A 15093-nucleotide genomic window follows, 5' to 3' on the forward strand; every position below is an offset into this window, starting at 1 on the left:
CCTCCATTGTTTTTTGTAAGTATCCCGGAGGGCTCCATGGCTGTAGCTGCCAATAAACGTTCTGTGATGACTCTTTTTTCCAGTGCTACTGATTTATATAGCCACCAGGTTCGAATCGTTCTAGCGGAAAAAGGCGTTAGTGTTGAAGTTGAGTTAGTGGATGAAATGAACATCCCAGCTGAGCTTGCTGAGCTAAACCCATATAAGACAGTTCCAACTTTGGTTGATCGTGAGCTAGCCCTTTACGACTCAAAGATCATTATGGAATATCTGGATGAGCGTTTCCCTCATCCACCACTCATGCCTGTTTATCCAGTTGCTCGTGGTAATAGTCGTTTGATGATCTACCGCATTGAGCGTAACTGGTATTCATTGGCTGAGAAAGTAATGAAAGGCTCTGCGGAAGAGGCGGATGCTGCACGTAACAAACTGCGCAATGATCTTTTGACGCTGGCACCTATCTTTGCTGAGTACGAGTACTTCATGAGTGAAGAATTCAGCCTGATTGACTGCTACCTGGCTCCACTATTATGGCGTCTGCCAGAGATGGGAATCGAGTTGGTCGGTCCTGGTTCAAAAGAAATCAAAGTTTATATGAACCGTGTATTTGAACGTGATTCATTCCTGGCTTCACTAACTGAAGCAGAACGTGAGATGCGTTTGGTTCGTTAAGAGACCATGGATATTGAAAAAATGACCCCTCGCCGACCGTATATGCTACGTGCATTTTACGACTGGCTGGTGGAAAATGACTTAACACCACACATTGTAGTTGACGCTATGCTTCCAGGTGTTCGTGTCCCTCAGGAGTTTATTCAAGACGGACAGATCATTCTGAACATCGCCCCCAGAGCTGTAGGACAGCTTGAGTTGGGCAATGAAGCTATCACGTTCCACGCTCGTTTTGGTGGTCGACCTCACTCTGTGATCGTTCCTTTGTATTCCGTTCAAGCGATTTATGCGCGAGAGAATGGTGCTGGAACTATGTTTGAGCCTGAAGATGCATATCTTTCTATTGAGGAAGAAGAACTGACGGAACCTTCTCTGCCTAAGGGTTTATCGGTTGCTTCTGAGTCGGAGCAACCCGAGCTTAACGAAGAGCAGGATGGTGACGACGAACCGCCTAAACCTAAGGGAAGACCTAGCCTAAGGGTTGTGAAATAGCGTCTGACTAAATACCACTTAAAAGCTGCAGTTTCTGCAGCTTTTTTTGTTTTTATCAAATTGTCTAACACTGCGCTTTCTCGCAGCAATAGTGAAATGGTACCGCTTTGTCTAACTCCTGCGACGTGAAAAAATCGTGCTACTGTATTAGACTTTAGTCTAATGCTGGTTAAAACTTGACCTAAGTTGATTAATCAGTAAACTACCAGTTCTTGAATGATGGTCACACTTTTTTACAAACGCTTACCCCTATTTCGAGAGTGGAATTTGTTCGGTTTTTGACAGTTTTTACAAGGATGTCAAGTAGTTGGGTGGTAGAGGTTCGTTATGTATAATCACTTTTTGGTAAGACTTACTATCGGTACTCTTGTAGTTTTAGGCATCAAGCTAAGCGCATTATACTTTTTGCCTATGGTGTTACTGCTAAACACCCACCACAAAGAGTTTTTTGGATGGTAAAAATCGGGGCTAGCCCCGATTTTTTTATGTCATCTCGATTTCATCAACGGTCGACTCAATCTCTTTCATCATGTGATTAAGGTGAGCGGCCAACTGCCGTTTAGCACCTTCGTAATCCTTATCCAAGGTTAGCTTCATGATTTTTTCATGAGCATCTAGATTGAATAATTGAGAAAAGTCTTTTGGAGAGCGGCTTAGTGAGACGCGACGATAGCGTTTGACTTGTCGGATGATGTCGTTGAAAAACTCAAGCATGTTCTTCGAAAAGCATCCACTGAGCAGCGAAGTGTAAAATGCTTCCTGTCTTTCTTCCCACTCTTGCCAGTTAAAGCTGTCTCCCTGAAACTTAAATCGAGAAAGTTTATGAAATTCGGTTAGGATCTCAAGTTCCCAACTTTCAGAACCTTGTTTAATCGACTTCTCAAGCAAAACCGAAGACACTACTTTTAGGCTTTCATACAAGTCGTAAAGTTCAACTTTAGATATAGGCGCGACCCAGCAGCCTTTCTGTGGTTCAAGCTTAACGTACTTAATCCATGACAACTGAATCAGAGCCTCTCGGATTGGGGAAGCCCCCACGTTATACTTTTCTTTCAGTTCAGCGACCACCAACTTTTGGTTAGGCTTCAGCGTACCGGAAAGAATATCCTGACAGAGCAGTTTTGCGACTTTATCCGTCAAAGTTGGGCTAGACACGATGCACCTCATTACTCACAACAAAATAACCTAAAACACAATTCGCAGTATGACGTATTGTAAATTGTGAAAATGGTACCGTGTGTAGAAAACTTGGGCAAGATAATTATAAAAAAAAGAGGGCTAAAGCCCTCTTTTTATAGATTTTCTGTATCTGACGTAAGAATTATAGTACGTGTACAGATGCAGTGTTAGTTGTACCTGAAGCAACCAATGCGCCAGAAACCATCACTACGATGTCGCCTTTCTTACCTAGACCAGTTTCAAGAGCAATCTCTTTACCAGCTACGTAGAATGCGTCAGTGCTGTCGATTGAATCAACAACAACTGGTGTAACACCTTTAGTAAGAACTAGCTGAGCTGCAGTCTTAGTGTTAGTTGTTACAGCGATGATGTTTGCCGTTGGGAAGTACTTACGTACAGAACGAGCAGATTTACCAGCTTCAGTCGCCACAACGATAAGTGGAGCAGCTAGTTTCTCAGCTGTGTCTACCGCACCTTTACATACCGCTTCAGTAATACGTAGACGAGGGCTGTCCAGACGAGAGCCTAGTTCAGCTTTTAGCGCGCCGTCAGTACGTGAACAGATTTGAGCCATGATAGTCACAGCTTCTACTGGGTATTTACCTTTCGCAGTTTCACCAGAAAGCATTACTGCGTCAGTACCGTCCATTACAGCGTTCGCTACGTCGCCCGCTTCTGCACGAGTTGGACGAGGGTTGCTGATCATAGAGTCAAGCATCTGAGTTGCCGTGATAACCATCTTACGAGCACGGTTACACTTCTCGATCATCATCTTCTGAGCGAAGATTACTTCTTCTGCTGGGATTTCAACACCTAGGTCACCACGTGCAACCATGATGCCGTCAGATAGCTCTAGGATCTCGTCGAAGTTGTCAACACCTTCTTGGTTTTCGATCTTAGAGATGATGTGGATGTTCTCGCCGCCGTTTGCGTTAAGTACGTCACGGATTTCTTTTACGTCAGCTGCTTTACGGATGAAAGAAGCAGCAACGAAGTCAACGCCTTGCTCACAACCAAATTTCAGGTCGTTCTTATCTTTTTCAGATAGCGCAGGAAGTTGAACAGAAACGCCTGGAAGGTTAACACCTTTGTTTTCGCCAAGTGCGCCGTTGTTAAGAACTTTACACTTAACTTCTGTGTCAGTAGTTGAGATTACTTCCATCTCGATTAGACCGTCGTCTACCAGGATAGTGTTACCTGCAGAAAGGTCTTTAGCAAAACCAGCGTAAGTTACCGCTACAGTCTCTTTGTTACCAACAACAGAGATGTCTGTAGTGAATGTAAATTCTTGACCAGCTACTAGATCAACGTCGTTGCCGCCTTCTAGTTTGATAGTACGGATTTCTGGACCTTTAGTGTCTAGAAGAATCGCTAGCTGCTTACCAGTTGCTTCCATTACTTGACGGAAGTTAGCAATACGCGTGCCGTGCTCTTCGTAGTCACCGTGAGAGAAGTTAAGACGCATAACGTTCATGCCAGCGTTTACTAGTTCAGTTAGCTTCTCTACTGATTCAGTTTTAGGGCCAATCGTACATACGATTTTGGTCTTTTTCATGGAAGATACTCTCCGGGTAATAATTATTGCAATTTGAAAGTTAGTATTAGTCTTTCCAGAAGGCTAGGGATGCCCATTAATAATTCACATGAGCTATCAAAGTGTGTCAGGTAACGCTTCTTCTGGAAGTGAAAGTCTTTCAACTAGTTTAGTCATTTTATGACCAACTGTGAGGCTTTCTTGGTCACTTTTTTTGAGCTAATCCACCATATTTCAGTAAGATTGCAAAAAAATAACCGCTAATTCTGTAATTAATTTTCTTTTCGGGCTCGAATTCTACCACCGAATTGATCAGATTTCACTGCGTATAACTTGTTTTAGAGCAAGGTTTCGGCGCTTAGTATTTAATTTTTGGATCAAAATAAATAATCTGGAAGAAGGGGCACCATTTGGTAACTTTTTTTCAAAATTGAAGTTCGTATTGTATAGCGCGCTGAGTGATTGGAGTTTTCTAAGGTTGGTTGTATTGTGTTCTTGATGTGGTGGTTTTTTGTTCGGTAACGGGTGGTTTGGGTGATTCAGGCGGTGAATCAAGCGATGAGTTTGAGTTGAGTGAAGTGGGTCATTTGATTGTGATGGAACACTAATAGATTGTAAAAAGTTGTGGTTACAAGCCATCTTTGATGTTGTGACTGACTCTGATTCGTTTGTGATCTTTGAGTAGGTAAAGCATCAGTTTCCGGGAGTGCAGCGCGAGCGAACTTTTGACGGACTGTCTGAGCTACTCCCTTCCTATGGCCAACATTGGTTGTACCTTTTGTCGAGCAATTTGTGCCTATCGATGCTATCTATGGAGTGCTAGAACAGTTTGTAAATCGTCAAACTTTATTTTGTATCGCTTCGAATGCACCACATGAAAAAATGGCGGTGACTTTACCGTTAACTAAACTCGATGGCTATTTTGAAAACACTGTGTTCATTGCGCTGGCTGCCAATATCACCAGTTCAATCCTGCATTATGTGGACGATCTTCGACAGACCATGACCTTTGTTTAAAGGTGTTTATTGGGGCGATACACTGAACGGTTAAGTAATTGGCTTGCCGCCAGTATAGGCTCTCGCATGCTCTTTACTGACGCATCCAGAATATCAATGGCCCAAAGAGGCATTTTGCTGGCTATGGAATAAAAAGCCCATTGCCCCTTGCGACGGTCAGAGACAATCCCACATGTACGCAGTACACCTAGAGCTCGGGATATTTTTGGTTGTGATTCCTGCAATGCATCGCAAAGTTCGCCAACACTGAGTTCGACTTCGGTAAACACCATTAAAGTTATCATGAGCCGAGTTTTATCACTCAGGCATTTATGCAGTATCAGTGGGTCAAACTCAGGGTCGCTGCTTTCACTGTGCACCGTTGCGAACAATTCGATACGTTTTTGCAGATCGTATAATGAGGCTTCAAACGATTCTTCTGATAATGACGTTGGTGAGGGAAGATCCCAAAAAAGACTCTCTTGCGAATGCTCGAACACACCACACTCTTTTTGTGCCGAAGAGCATAGAGTGATGACGTAATCAAACTGTTGATCGCGAAACTCATCAATAGATTTTGAACGTAATGACCTCGTTTGATAACCGGCTTGTTCGAGGGTATTTATGGTTCTGATATCGACCTGACCAGGCTTGCTACCGGCGCTGAAAGCCTGATAAACATGAGGGTAATCTCTATTAACAATCGCTTCTGCCAGTTGTGAGCGTGCTGAGTTGCCTCGGCAAATAAAGAGAATCTTTTTAGTCATGGCTTCCTCTGATTGAAGAATCGTGATTGTTGGCTGCGGGTATTATGAAAGTTATTGCGTCTTAAAGAAAGTGCTTTGATTGCAGGGCAGACTGCCCTGAAGCCTGCTCATTGTGAAAGTTTTATGACAAGACGAGAAAGTGCCTTGACGATAATGATGTGATGATTAATATATACGCATATCCATATATGAGTATTTAAATATGCTTCCACATGAGTTTTTCAAATTGATGTCTGATGAAACACGTATCCGAACCTTGTTGTGGGTATCTGCTAATGAGGCGGTTTGTGTGAATGACCTTGTTGTAGCTTTAGGCGAGAATCAGCCAAAGGTGTCGAGGCACCTTGCGATGCTCAGACAGGCTGGCGTACTCAAAGACACCCGCAAAGGGCAGCATGTTTTTTACCGCTTGGCAGAGGGACTGCCTGGCTGGTTATATCGAACACTGAAAGGGCTTGAGCAATCGAACTGCTTGCAAAGCGCCTATCAACTAAACTTTAACGAGCTGATGTCGCCATCGAAAGAGGTGTAGGGCGTGAGTTCACAACCGAATATATTAAGCAATTAAGAGATTGAGTTATGGCAATTAAAGTCGGGATTAACGGATTTGGTCGAATTGGTCGTTTAGCACTACGTGCGGCATTCGATTGGCAAGAGCTAGAATTTGTATTGATCAACGATGTCGCTGGCGATGCAACCACATTGGGCCACCTACTAGAATTCGATTCAGTACAGGGTACCTGGCATCATGGAGTAACCGTTGAAGGTGACGAACTGGTGATCGATGGTAAGCGCGTCAAAACTACGCAAGAGCGTGACATCGACGCGATCGACTGGTCTGGCTGCGATGTTGTGATTGAAGCGACGGGTGTGCACCGTAAATCCGAGTTCCTAAACAAATACCTGGAGCAAGGCGTTAAACGCGTCGTAGTTTCTGCGCCAGTGAAAGAAGAAAGCATTGCCAACATCGTGGTTGGTGTCAACGACAATATCTTTGATGCTGAAGCACACCGAATTGTCACAGCAGCATCGTGCACCACTAACTGTATTGCGCCTGTGGTGAAGGTTATTCACGAGAAGTTAGGCATCGAGCAATCATCGTTTACCACCATTCATGACCTGACTAACACGCAAACGATCCTGGATGCCCCGCACAAAGATCTGCGCCGTGCTCGCGCATGTGGTATGAGCCTTATTCCAACAACCACAGGTAGTGCGACAGCCATCGTTGAGATCTTCCCAGAGCTGCACGGCAAGATCAATGGTCACGCGGTTCGTGTTCCTCTAGCTAACGCTTCTCTGACCGACATTATCTTTGACGTTAAACGTGATACGACAGCAGAAGAAGTCAACGCACTACTGAAAGAAGCGTCTGAAGGTGAGCTGCAAGGTATCCTTGGTTTTGAAGAGCGTCCACTGGTCTCGATTGACTATCGAGGTGACCAGCGTTCAACGATTGTGGATGCGCAATCTACTATGGTGGTTGGCTCTCGTATGGTGAAAATCTATGCGTGGTATGACAATGAAATGGGCTATGCAACGCGCACGGCTGAATTGGTTCGTAAAGTCGGTCTGGCGGGGTAATAATGATGCATCCAACATGGGAACTTAATGTAGATAACGCTGCACTAGTGCTAACGCCTTGTCCTGGAACGAAAGGCACTTCACTAGATGAGTCATTGGCACAACTGAAAGAGCAAGGGGTGACCATTATTGTTACAGCTCTGGATGAGCACGAAATGATCGCCAAAGGTGTATCTGAACTGGGCCAGAAAGCAAAAGCATTAGGCATGAAATGGTTCCAGACGCCAATTGAAGATGATCAGGCTCCTGGTGAGGATTTTGCCGCAGATTGGAAGACGATTGCTCCAGAACTGCACCAGGCAGTGAACGCAGGGGAAAAGATCGTCATGCACTGCATGGGAGGATCCGGTCGTACTGGTCTCCTGGCGGCCAACCTGTTGCTGGAGAAAGGCTGGGATCTGGAAACCATTCGACGTGAAGTTCAGGCGCTTCGTCCAGGAGCCTTCACCAAACAACCACAGATTGATTATGTGGAGAAGCTAGCCGCTACATTCTAATCACATGGTAAAGCCCTCTTGAGAGGGCTTTTGTTTTGACACACTCATCTTGTTTCTAGGCAGAAGAATTATGTTGTCTAACCTGAGCAAAAGCGTTCGCCAGTACATGCTGGTTACTTTTAACTACTGGAATTTCACCATTACAGATGGTGCGTTACGCATGCTGGTAGTGCTCTATTTCCATGATCTCGGCTACAGTACACTGGCCATTGCTTCGCTGTTTTTGTTCTATGAGTTTTTCGGAGTGGTGACCAATCTGATAGGAGGTTGGTTAGGGGCTCGTCTGGGGCTGAACCGAACGATGAACATTGGACTCGGCATGCAGATCTTTGCTTTGCTGATGCTTGCGGTTCCCACGGCGTGGTTGACCATTCCTTGGGTAATGGCGGCGCAGGCGCTATCGGGGATTGCCAAAGATTTGAACAAAATGAGCGCAAAAAGTGCCATTAAAACTTTGGTCCCGAATGAGCAGCAAGGGGCGCTTTATAAGTGGGTTGCTATTCTCACTGGCTCCAAGAACGCGCTAAAAGGGGCTGGATTCTTCATTGGTGGTCTGCTGTTGTCAATTTTGGGTTTTCAGTATGCCGTTGCGGCCATGGCGGCCGTGCTGACACTGGTATTTATTGGCAGTTTGCTAAGCCTGGAAAGTGATATGGGGAAAGCGAAAGCAAAACCCAAGTTCAGGCATATCTTTTCGAAATCAGAGAGCATTAACATTCTATCCGCGGCACGTATGTTCTTGTTTGGCGCTCGTGATGTGTGGTTTGTGGTGGCACTACCGATTTATCTTGGAACGGTATTTGGCTGGGATCATACGTTAGTCGGAGGGTTTCTGGCACTCTGGGTGATCGCCTACGGATTTGTACAGGGTGTCGCACCCAAGATTACAGGCAAAGCGCAAGGGAAAGTCCCAGATGGTAGCGCGGCGATGTGGTGGGCACTGGCATTGGCAGTTGTCACGGGGGTTATCGCTTATAGTGTACAGATGCAGTGGTATCCACAAGGGGTGATCGTCGTTGGGTTACTGATTTTTGGTGCTATCTTTGCGGTCAACTCATCTTTGCACAGTTATCTGATTGTCAGTTATGCCAAAGGTGATGGAGTGTCTATGGATGTTGGTTTTTACTATATGGCCAATGCGATGGGGCGTTTAATTGGTACCGTACTCTCTGGGTGGGTTTTCCAAGTGGCTGGCTTAGCCGCTTGCATGTGGGTATCGTTCGCCTTTTTGGTACTCACGACCATCATTTCTATTCGCCTACCGGGTGCGCCGAAAGCTGTCGCCGAGTAACTAATGGTCAAAGGGAAGAGTTAATCGTCAAAAGACGATTGATTCTTTTTGGGTTCAGACGTACATTAATCGTCAAAATACGATAAAGGATAGCTTGTGACGAATTGTAGTGTTGATAACGCCGACCTGTTTGAGGCACCTGAACAGCAGTTGGCTCATGAGAAAATGCTTGCCGCACGAGCTAAGGCTTTGTCACACCCGGCGCGTATTCGAATACTAAGGATATTGTCTGATCTCGAACGTGCAGGCGGCTGCCTGAACAGCGATCTTGTTTCACAATTAGGTCTCGCTCAATCTACCGTGTCGGAACACCTACGTATTTTGAAGGTGGCTGGATTTATCAGCGCGGAAGCAATGCCACCGAAGGTGTGTTATCGAATCCAAAGGGAGGCGATCAGTGATTTCTCGGCACAGATCCAGAGCACATTCGATTGAGTTAATTTATCGGCCAATTTTCATCGGAAGTCGGCTAAGCCGGCTTTTCTTACCACTTAATTATCGTTACTCGACGATTAACGATGCTGGAGCATAACATGTCAGAGTTAGCCATCGAGCAACAGAATAAACTCGGCTTCTTAGATAGATTTCTTACTTTATGGATCTTTTTAGCCATGGGAATTGGTGTCGTATTAGGTGTCACTTTTCCAAGCCAGATTGAGAGCCTAAATGACGCTATGACCGTAGGTAGTACCAATATTCCGTTGGCTATTGGTCTTATTTTAATGATGTACCCACCGCTGGCAAAGGTGAATTACGGGCTAATGGGTAAGGTGCTTCAAGATAAAAAAGCCGTCACCTTATCGCTGATCATGAACTGGTTGGTTGGCCCAGTTCTGATGTTTGTGTTGGCACTGACTTTCCTTGGTGACGAGCCAGGCCTGATGACAGGGGTGATCTTAATCGGTCTTGCACGCTGTATCGCGATGGTGCTGGTATGGAATGACATTGGTGGTGGTAATAAAGAGTATGGCGCGGCGTTGGTTGCGCTCAATAGCGTGTTCCAAATCGTAACCTACAGCTTTTTCGCGTGGCTGTTTATTACAGTACTGCCGCCCAAGCTTGGATTCCAGGGACAAGTCGTCGACATCTCAATGGGAGAGATCGCTGAGAGTGTGATGATCTATCTTGGTATTCCCTTCCTGGCAGGCTTTCTGAGTCGCAAAATCCTGGTCGCGAGGAAAGGCGAACAGTGGTACAGCGAGCAATTCATCCCTGCGGTTTCGCCGATGACATTAATAGCACTGCTTGCCACTATTGTACTGATGTTCAGTCTTAAAGGTGAAATGATCGTTGAATTGCCCATGCAGGTTGTACGCGTGGCGATCCCGCTAACGATCTATTTTGTCAGCATGTTTTTCGTGAGCTTTTACATTGCCAGAAAAATGGGCGTCCCTTTTGATAAAAATGCGTCAATTGCCTACACCGCCACTGGGAATAATTTCGAACTGGCTATCGCCGTAGCTATAGCCGTGTTTGGCTTGAATTCTCCGGAGGCTTTTGCTGGTGTTATAGGGCCTCTTATCGAGGTTCCGGTGCTCATCGCTTTGGTGAACTTTACGTTAAAGATGAAATCACGGTACTGATGTGGCTGGATCGCGGAGTTTAAGCGCTCCGCTTTTTGATGTTGATTCAGGGGATCAGTCCTGCAGCGTTTTCAATTTAACGGCGCGTTTATCATGCTTGTTCTGGTACATTTGTAGATCCGCTTTTTTCAAAGTGTGGCGCAGACTGGCCTGAAACTCGCAGTAGCCAATGCTATGACAGAGAGTGGGGTAGGTTTGAAAATTACGGGTAAATAAGACTTTGAGTTTTGTCAGCGCATCTTGAAGCTGTGATTCATCACTATGGTGAGTTAACACCACAAATTCGTCACCGCCGTAGCGAACCAAAATATCGTTATCACCGAAACTTTGCTTTAGACAGCGAGCAAAGCGCAATAACACCATGTCACCTTCACTGTGACCTCGATTGTCGTTAATCTGTTTAAAATTATCCAGATCGATCACCACACAAAACCCCTGATTCCATTGAACCGAGCTCAAGTACGCCAGATTATGCAGTTTGGTCAAAGGATCGGTGTAGGCTTTTTTCTCAAAAAACTTGGCTTCCTGATGCAGCTCAGAGACATCAAAGCTGGTGGTATAGATAAACGTCTCATCATCAATTTCAACCCTGAATTTCAAAACATTGTAGTAGTAGGTGCGATGAAGATGACGAAACTTGATGATCTTAGGTACGCACTGTCCCGAATTAAGTTGTTGCAGGTCGACGTCGTAACACTCTTTAAGCATGCTACCGACGTTTTCAGGAACTTTCTGAACCAGTTGGTCCGTGCTCATGCCAATGGGATTAATATCAGTATACTGTCTCAGCCATGCGGTGAATTTGTCATTGATGTACAAGTACTCGTGCTGCGCATTTCTAATAGAAAGAAAACCAGGAAAGTGACGAAACAACTGGTTCGCCTGATGATACGTCAAATCTGTCACTGCCAAATCTCACTCTGAGTAAGCCCGATTTTCTGCTGGCTGAAAAACGGTGGGTGTTGTTATCGTTTGGCTGCTGTTTCTATCATAGCTGATTAATAAGAACCGTGATGCTTATCATTCTGTGAATTATGGGCAAAAAAGAATGACTTACTTCTCAATTCTGAGACGTATTGAAAAAATAGAGAACGAAAATGAACGTAGTTTAGCGAAGAGGGCGCAATTTTTGTTCCTTTAATGAGCTATGAAGCTTTTTTAGATCCCACTTTTAGCATTATCTGTAATGAGTTTAATGACAAAGTGTGGGTGGTAATTGCATGGAGACGACAAATCAGGTGTAATTTACCTTCGGTAAAACAAAGGAATGCAGTCGATGAAACCGGGACAGAAACAAGAGGCTTGTTATCGTTTTTTAAAGCCAGGCATGAAGCTCAGTTTGTCACTGGCAGAGGATGAACAGGTTAAAGGGATACCAACCTCTCTGATCGGGTTTAAGCCCAGTGAATTTATTGTTCTGGATGTTTCGGACATCGAAAAGGAAACACTTGAAGCCCTGGGGCAGAATGAGATCATCGTCAGGGGATTAACGGACAGCAGTTTTGGTCATGTTGTTGCATTCCGATCTCATTTTGTCGCTCTAACAGACACGCCAATTCATCAACTCTATGTCTCCCCGCCTGAAGAGTTTATTTCGAAGCCTATTCGGGAGCATTCAAGATACAAGATTTCCGTGCCATGTTCTGTCTCATTTGGAGACGACGTCATCGAAGGTATAGTGAGGGATTTCTCTGTTTCTGGCTGCGGAATTTATACCACCGATGAGCATGAATTTATCAAAGGGCTGCCCTTGAGGATCGAATGTGAATTGAATCGTTTCTTACCCATCGGTATTCAATATGAAGTGGTCAGTGTGAAAAAACATGAAAAAGGCACGTTGATTGGTATCCGGTTTACCCGTCATGTGGTGCTATCTAACGCATTGAAGATGATGCTGGCAGAGTGGTCACTAAAATTAGTCCATTAAAGCAAGTGAGTGCTCACTTTTTGGCTAACTAACTAACAAGCCTTTTTCTTCACTTAGCTCAGGGTGTAAACTGTGCTATATAAAGAACAGAATTTCTCGATGGAATATTCCGGTTTATGCGTATTTTTACACTTGTGTTGCTTGTTGTCTTTTCTTGGTTGCAATACACCCTTTGGTTTGGAAAAAACGGCATTAATGATTTCAGCCAGGTAGAAGCTGAGATTCAGGTTCAACAACAGGTGAATGGTAATCTGCAAACCCGCAATGATGAAATGTTTGCGGAAATTGATGACCTTCGACAGGGGCTCGATGCGATTGAAGAGCGGGCCAGACATGAACTAGGAATGATTCAAGAGGGAGAGACCTTCTATCGTATCATAGGTGAGGAAAACCAATGATCCCTGAACAACACCCCATTATTGCTATTGTACCTGCCGCTGGTGTCGGTAGCCGAATGCAGGCCGATAAGCCGAAGCAATACCTGAACGTTCATGGCAAAACCATTCTTGAGCATACCGTTGACAGATTGTTGGCGCATCCTAGCGTGCAGAGTGTGGTAGTTGCAGTGAGCGACAACGATCCTTATTTCACGGGTTTGACCTTTTCTTCGGATAAGCCTGTGGTGAGAGTACCCGGAGGTACGGAACGTGCGGACTCAGTGCTATCTGCGGTGACCTATGTCAAAGACCGGGTACCGAACGCCTGGTGCTTGGTTCACGATGCTGCCAGACCGTGTATTACTTTAGCGGACATAACCAAGCTGATTTACGAAGTCAGTACTCACCCAGTCGGTGGCATTCTTGCTGCTCCGGTTAAAGACACCATGAAACGGGCGAATGACGCGAATGGCATTGACCACACGGTCGATCGAACAGGTCTCTGGCATGCGCTCACTCCGCAAATGTTCAAGGCAGAATTGCTGCATAGCGTTCTTACTGACGGACTTTCTGAAGGCATTGCAATTACCGATGAAGCCTCCGCTGTAGAATGGGCTGGATTGTCTCCCTTGTTGGTCGAGGGGCGCAGCGACAATATTAAAATTACTCGCCCAGAAGATTTGGCGCTGGCCGAGTTCTATTTGAATAACGAGGAACAACAATGAGAATAGGTCACGGCTTTGATGTACATAAATTTGGTGGAGAAGGACCTGTAATTATTGGTGGCGTTGCCATTCCCTTTGAGAAAGGACTGATCGCGCATTCTGACGGTGACGTGGCATTGCATGCCCTCTGCGATGCTTTACTCGGGGCCATTGCCGCAGGCGACATTGGCCGTCACTTTCCAGATACGGATGATGAGTGGAAAGGGGCTGACAGTCGAGCTCTGCTTCGTGACGTATATGGTAAAGTAAAATCAAAAGGTTATGAGTTGGTCAATGCGGACATTACCATCATGGCTCAAGCTCCTAAAATGGCTCCACATATTGATGATATGTGTCAGGTGATAGCCGAGGATCTTGAAACGGACCTGGGCAATATTAATGTGAAAGCAACAACAACTGAAAGGCTCGGATTTACAGGACGTAAAGAAGGCATCGCCACGGAAGCCGTGGTTCTGATCAGCAAAATTTCGTCTTAAATAGGCATTATCATGAAAGATGTTCTTAAAGATCTGGCTTACCTTTACGGTCAGCCGCAAGCTAAGGCTAAGTTTAAAGCCGCTAATGAAGACTTCGTCGTCAAAGAGGTTTTGGGCTACGAGTTTACGGGTGAAGGTGAACACCTGATGTTACGAGTTCGCAAAAGTGGTGAGAATACCAGTTTTGTTGCCAATGAGATTGCCAAAGTTTGTGGGGTGAAATCCAAAGATGTTGGATGGGCAGGATTAAAAGATCGACATGCAGTAACCGAGCAATGGCTCAGTGTTCATCTGCCTAAAAAAAACCTGCCTGATTTTGCCGCTTTCCACGCGCAGTATCCCAGCATTGAAGTTCTGGAAACAACCTGGCACAACAAAAAATTGCGCCCCGGAGATCTGGCCGGTAATCAGTTTGAGGTTCGCCTGACGGACATTTCTGACATGGGCGACTTAGAACGTCGCCTGGAGTTGGTAAAGCAAGGTGGTGTGCCAAATTATTTTGGTCAGCAGCGTTTTGGCCGCGATGGTGGCAATGTCGAAGAAGCAAGACGTTGGGGCAGAGACAATGTACGTACCCGCAATCAAAATAAACGTAGCCTTTATTTGTCTGCAGCGCGCTCATGGATCTTTAACCATATTGTCTCGAAGCGTATTGAAGCACAAAGCTTCGATACCGAGTTAGCAGGGGACATTGTCGATGACCGTGGGGTCATTACCGCTGCCCTTGTGGGTGATAATGACTTGCCAACGCAGCAAGACGCGTTGGAACTCGAACAGAGTATTGTTGATCAGGAACCTGAACTGATGTTGTTGATTCGTGGCAATCGTATGCGCCACGATCGTCGTCAAGTTGTACTTAAACCGGAGTCGTTGACTACGCACAGCGAAGAAAACACGGTTACGCTCTCATTTTTCTTGGATTCAGGCAGCTTTGCTACCTCGATTCTGAGAGAGTTAGCAATTATTGAAGAAGTGGAAAGACAGTTCTAATAG

The 15093-nt window shown here is 45.3% G+C and carries 18 protein-coding genes; 14 read left to right on the forward strand and 4 right to left on the reverse strand.

All coding sequences use genetic code 11. From position 1 onward, the window contains the following. Positions 1-36: 36 nt before the first annotated feature. Entirely contained in the window at positions 37-672 is a 636-nt protein-coding gene (gene sspA / locus C4S60_RS09050; RefSeq protein ID WP_103880137.1) for a stringent starvation protein SspA, read from the forward strand. Between the two features lie 6 nt (positions 673-678). Next, entirely contained in the window at positions 679-1164 is a 486-nt protein-coding gene (gene sspB, locus C4S60_RS09055; protein WP_103880023.1) for a ClpXP protease specificity-enhancing factor, read from the forward strand. Positions 1165-1647: 483 nt separating this feature from the next. On the opposite strand, the gene C4S60_RS09060 is transcribed toward sspB, so the two are convergent. Next, positions 1648-2331 (reverse strand): GntR family transcriptional regulator, encoded by a 684-nt coding sequence (locus C4S60_RS09060; RefSeq protein ID WP_208623257.1) that lies wholly within the window; start codon positions 2329-2331, stop codon positions 1648-1650. A 154-nt stretch (positions 2332-2485) separates the two neighbouring features. Next, positions 2486-3898 carry a pyruvate kinase PykF gene (gene pykF / locus C4S60_RS09065; RefSeq protein WP_103880025.1) on the reverse strand — a complete coding sequence of 471 codons (1413 nt, stop codon included), beginning with the start codon at positions 3896-3898 and terminating at the stop codon, positions 2486-2488. A gap of 771 nt (positions 3899-4669) precedes the next feature. Between pykF and C4S60_RS09070 the strand changes: the two genes are divergently transcribed. Continuing rightward, entirely contained in the window at positions 4670-4894 is a 225-nt protein-coding gene (locus C4S60_RS09070; RefSeq protein WP_146060856.1) for an HAD family hydrolase, read from the forward strand. On the opposite strand, the gene C4S60_RS09075 is transcribed toward C4S60_RS09070, so the two are convergent. Continuing rightward, a complete protein-coding gene (locus C4S60_RS09075; RefSeq protein ID WP_103880027.1) occupies positions 4891-5640 on the reverse strand; it encodes a metalloregulator ArsR/SmtB family transcription factor in 750 nt (249 codons plus the stop codon). The genes C4S60_RS09070 and C4S60_RS09075 overlap by 4 nt on opposite strands. 202 nt (positions 5641-5842) lie before the next feature. Between C4S60_RS09075 and C4S60_RS09080 the strand changes: the two genes are divergently transcribed. From C4S60_RS09080 to arsB, 6 genes are all read left to right on the forward strand, one after another. Next, positions 5843-6172 (forward strand): metalloregulator ArsR/SmtB family transcription factor, encoded by a 330-nt coding sequence (locus C4S60_RS09080; RefSeq protein ID WP_103880028.1) that lies wholly within the window; start codon positions 5843-5845, stop codon positions 6170-6172. Positions 6173-6219: 47 nt separating this feature from the next. Continuing rightward, positions 6220-7224 (forward strand): ArsJ-associated glyceraldehyde-3-phosphate dehydrogenase, encoded by a 1005-nt coding sequence (locus C4S60_RS09085; RefSeq protein ID WP_103880029.1) that lies wholly within the window; start codon positions 6220-6222, stop codon positions 7222-7224. 2 nt (positions 7225-7226) lie between these two features. Continuing rightward, positions 7227-7721 carry a cyclin-dependent kinase inhibitor 3 family protein gene (locus C4S60_RS09090; RefSeq protein ID WP_103880030.1) on the forward strand — a complete coding sequence of 165 codons (495 nt, stop codon included), beginning with the start codon at positions 7227-7229 and terminating at the stop codon, positions 7719-7721. 70 nt (positions 7722-7791) lie between these two features. Then, entirely contained in the window at positions 7792-9012 is a 1221-nt protein-coding gene (gene arsJ, locus C4S60_RS09095) for an organoarsenical effux MFS transporter ArsJ (RefSeq protein WP_103880031.1), read from the forward strand. 96 nt (positions 9013-9108) lie between these two features. Next, the gene (locus C4S60_RS09100; protein WP_425275113.1) at positions 9109-9447 is read left to right on the forward strand and encodes an ArsR/SmtB family transcription factor; all 339 of its coding nucleotides are present in this window, start codon (positions 9109-9111) and stop codon (positions 9445-9447) included. A 98-nt stretch (positions 9448-9545) separates the two neighbouring features. Then, complete coding sequence (gene arsB / locus C4S60_RS09105) at positions 9546-10595, forward strand: ACR3 family arsenite efflux transporter (protein ID WP_103880032.1); 1050 nt, start codon at positions 9546-9548, stop codon at positions 10593-10595. Between the two features lie 54 nt (positions 10596-10649). Here arsB and C4S60_RS09110 read toward each other — a convergent pair whose 3' ends face one another. Further along, on the reverse strand, positions 10650-11501 hold the full coding sequence (locus C4S60_RS09110) for a GGDEF domain-containing protein (protein ID WP_103880033.1): 852 nt from the start codon (positions 11499-11501) through the stop codon (positions 10650-10652). Between the two features lie 370 nt (positions 11502-11871). Between C4S60_RS09110 and C4S60_RS09115 the strand changes: the two genes are divergently transcribed. The 5 genes from C4S60_RS09115 (at position 11872) to truD (ending at position 15090) form a co-directional block, all read left to right on the forward strand. Beyond that, positions 11872-12522 (forward strand): PilZ domain-containing protein, encoded by a 651-nt coding sequence (locus C4S60_RS09115; RefSeq protein WP_160111351.1) that lies wholly within the window; start codon positions 11872-11874, stop codon positions 12520-12522. Between the two features lie 116 nt (positions 12523-12638). Beyond that, positions 12639-12920 (forward strand): cell division protein FtsB, encoded by a 282-nt coding sequence (gene ftsB / locus C4S60_RS09120; protein WP_103880035.1) that lies wholly within the window; start codon positions 12639-12641, stop codon positions 12918-12920. After that, positions 12917-13624: a 2-C-methyl-D-erythritol 4-phosphate cytidylyltransferase gene (ispD, locus tag C4S60_RS09125; protein ID WP_103880036.1), complete on the forward strand. Its 708-nt coding sequence runs from the start codon at positions 12917-12919 to the stop codon at positions 13622-13624. The genes ftsB and ispD overlap by 4 nt, the downstream gene beginning before the upstream one ends. Next, the gene (gene ispF, locus C4S60_RS09130; RefSeq protein ID WP_103880037.1) at positions 13621-14100 is read left to right on the forward strand and encodes a 2-C-methyl-D-erythritol 2,4-cyclodiphosphate synthase; all 480 of its coding nucleotides are present in this window, start codon (positions 13621-13623) and stop codon (positions 14098-14100) included. Before ispD ends, ispF begins: the two co-directional genes overlap by 4 nt. Positions 14101-14112: 12 nt before the next feature. Continuing rightward, positions 14113-15090, forward strand: coding sequence for a tRNA pseudouridine(13) synthase TruD (gene truD, locus C4S60_RS09135; RefSeq protein WP_103880038.1), 978 nt, complete (start codon positions 14113-14115; stop codon positions 15088-15090). Positions 15091-15093: the final 3 nt, after the last annotated feature.

Origin of the sequence: Vibrio hangzhouensis, assembly GCF_900107935.1 — a bacterium.
In the GTDB taxonomy this organism is placed as follows: Bacteria; Pseudomonadota; Gammaproteobacteria; order Enterobacterales; family Vibrionaceae; genus Vibrio; species Vibrio hangzhouensis.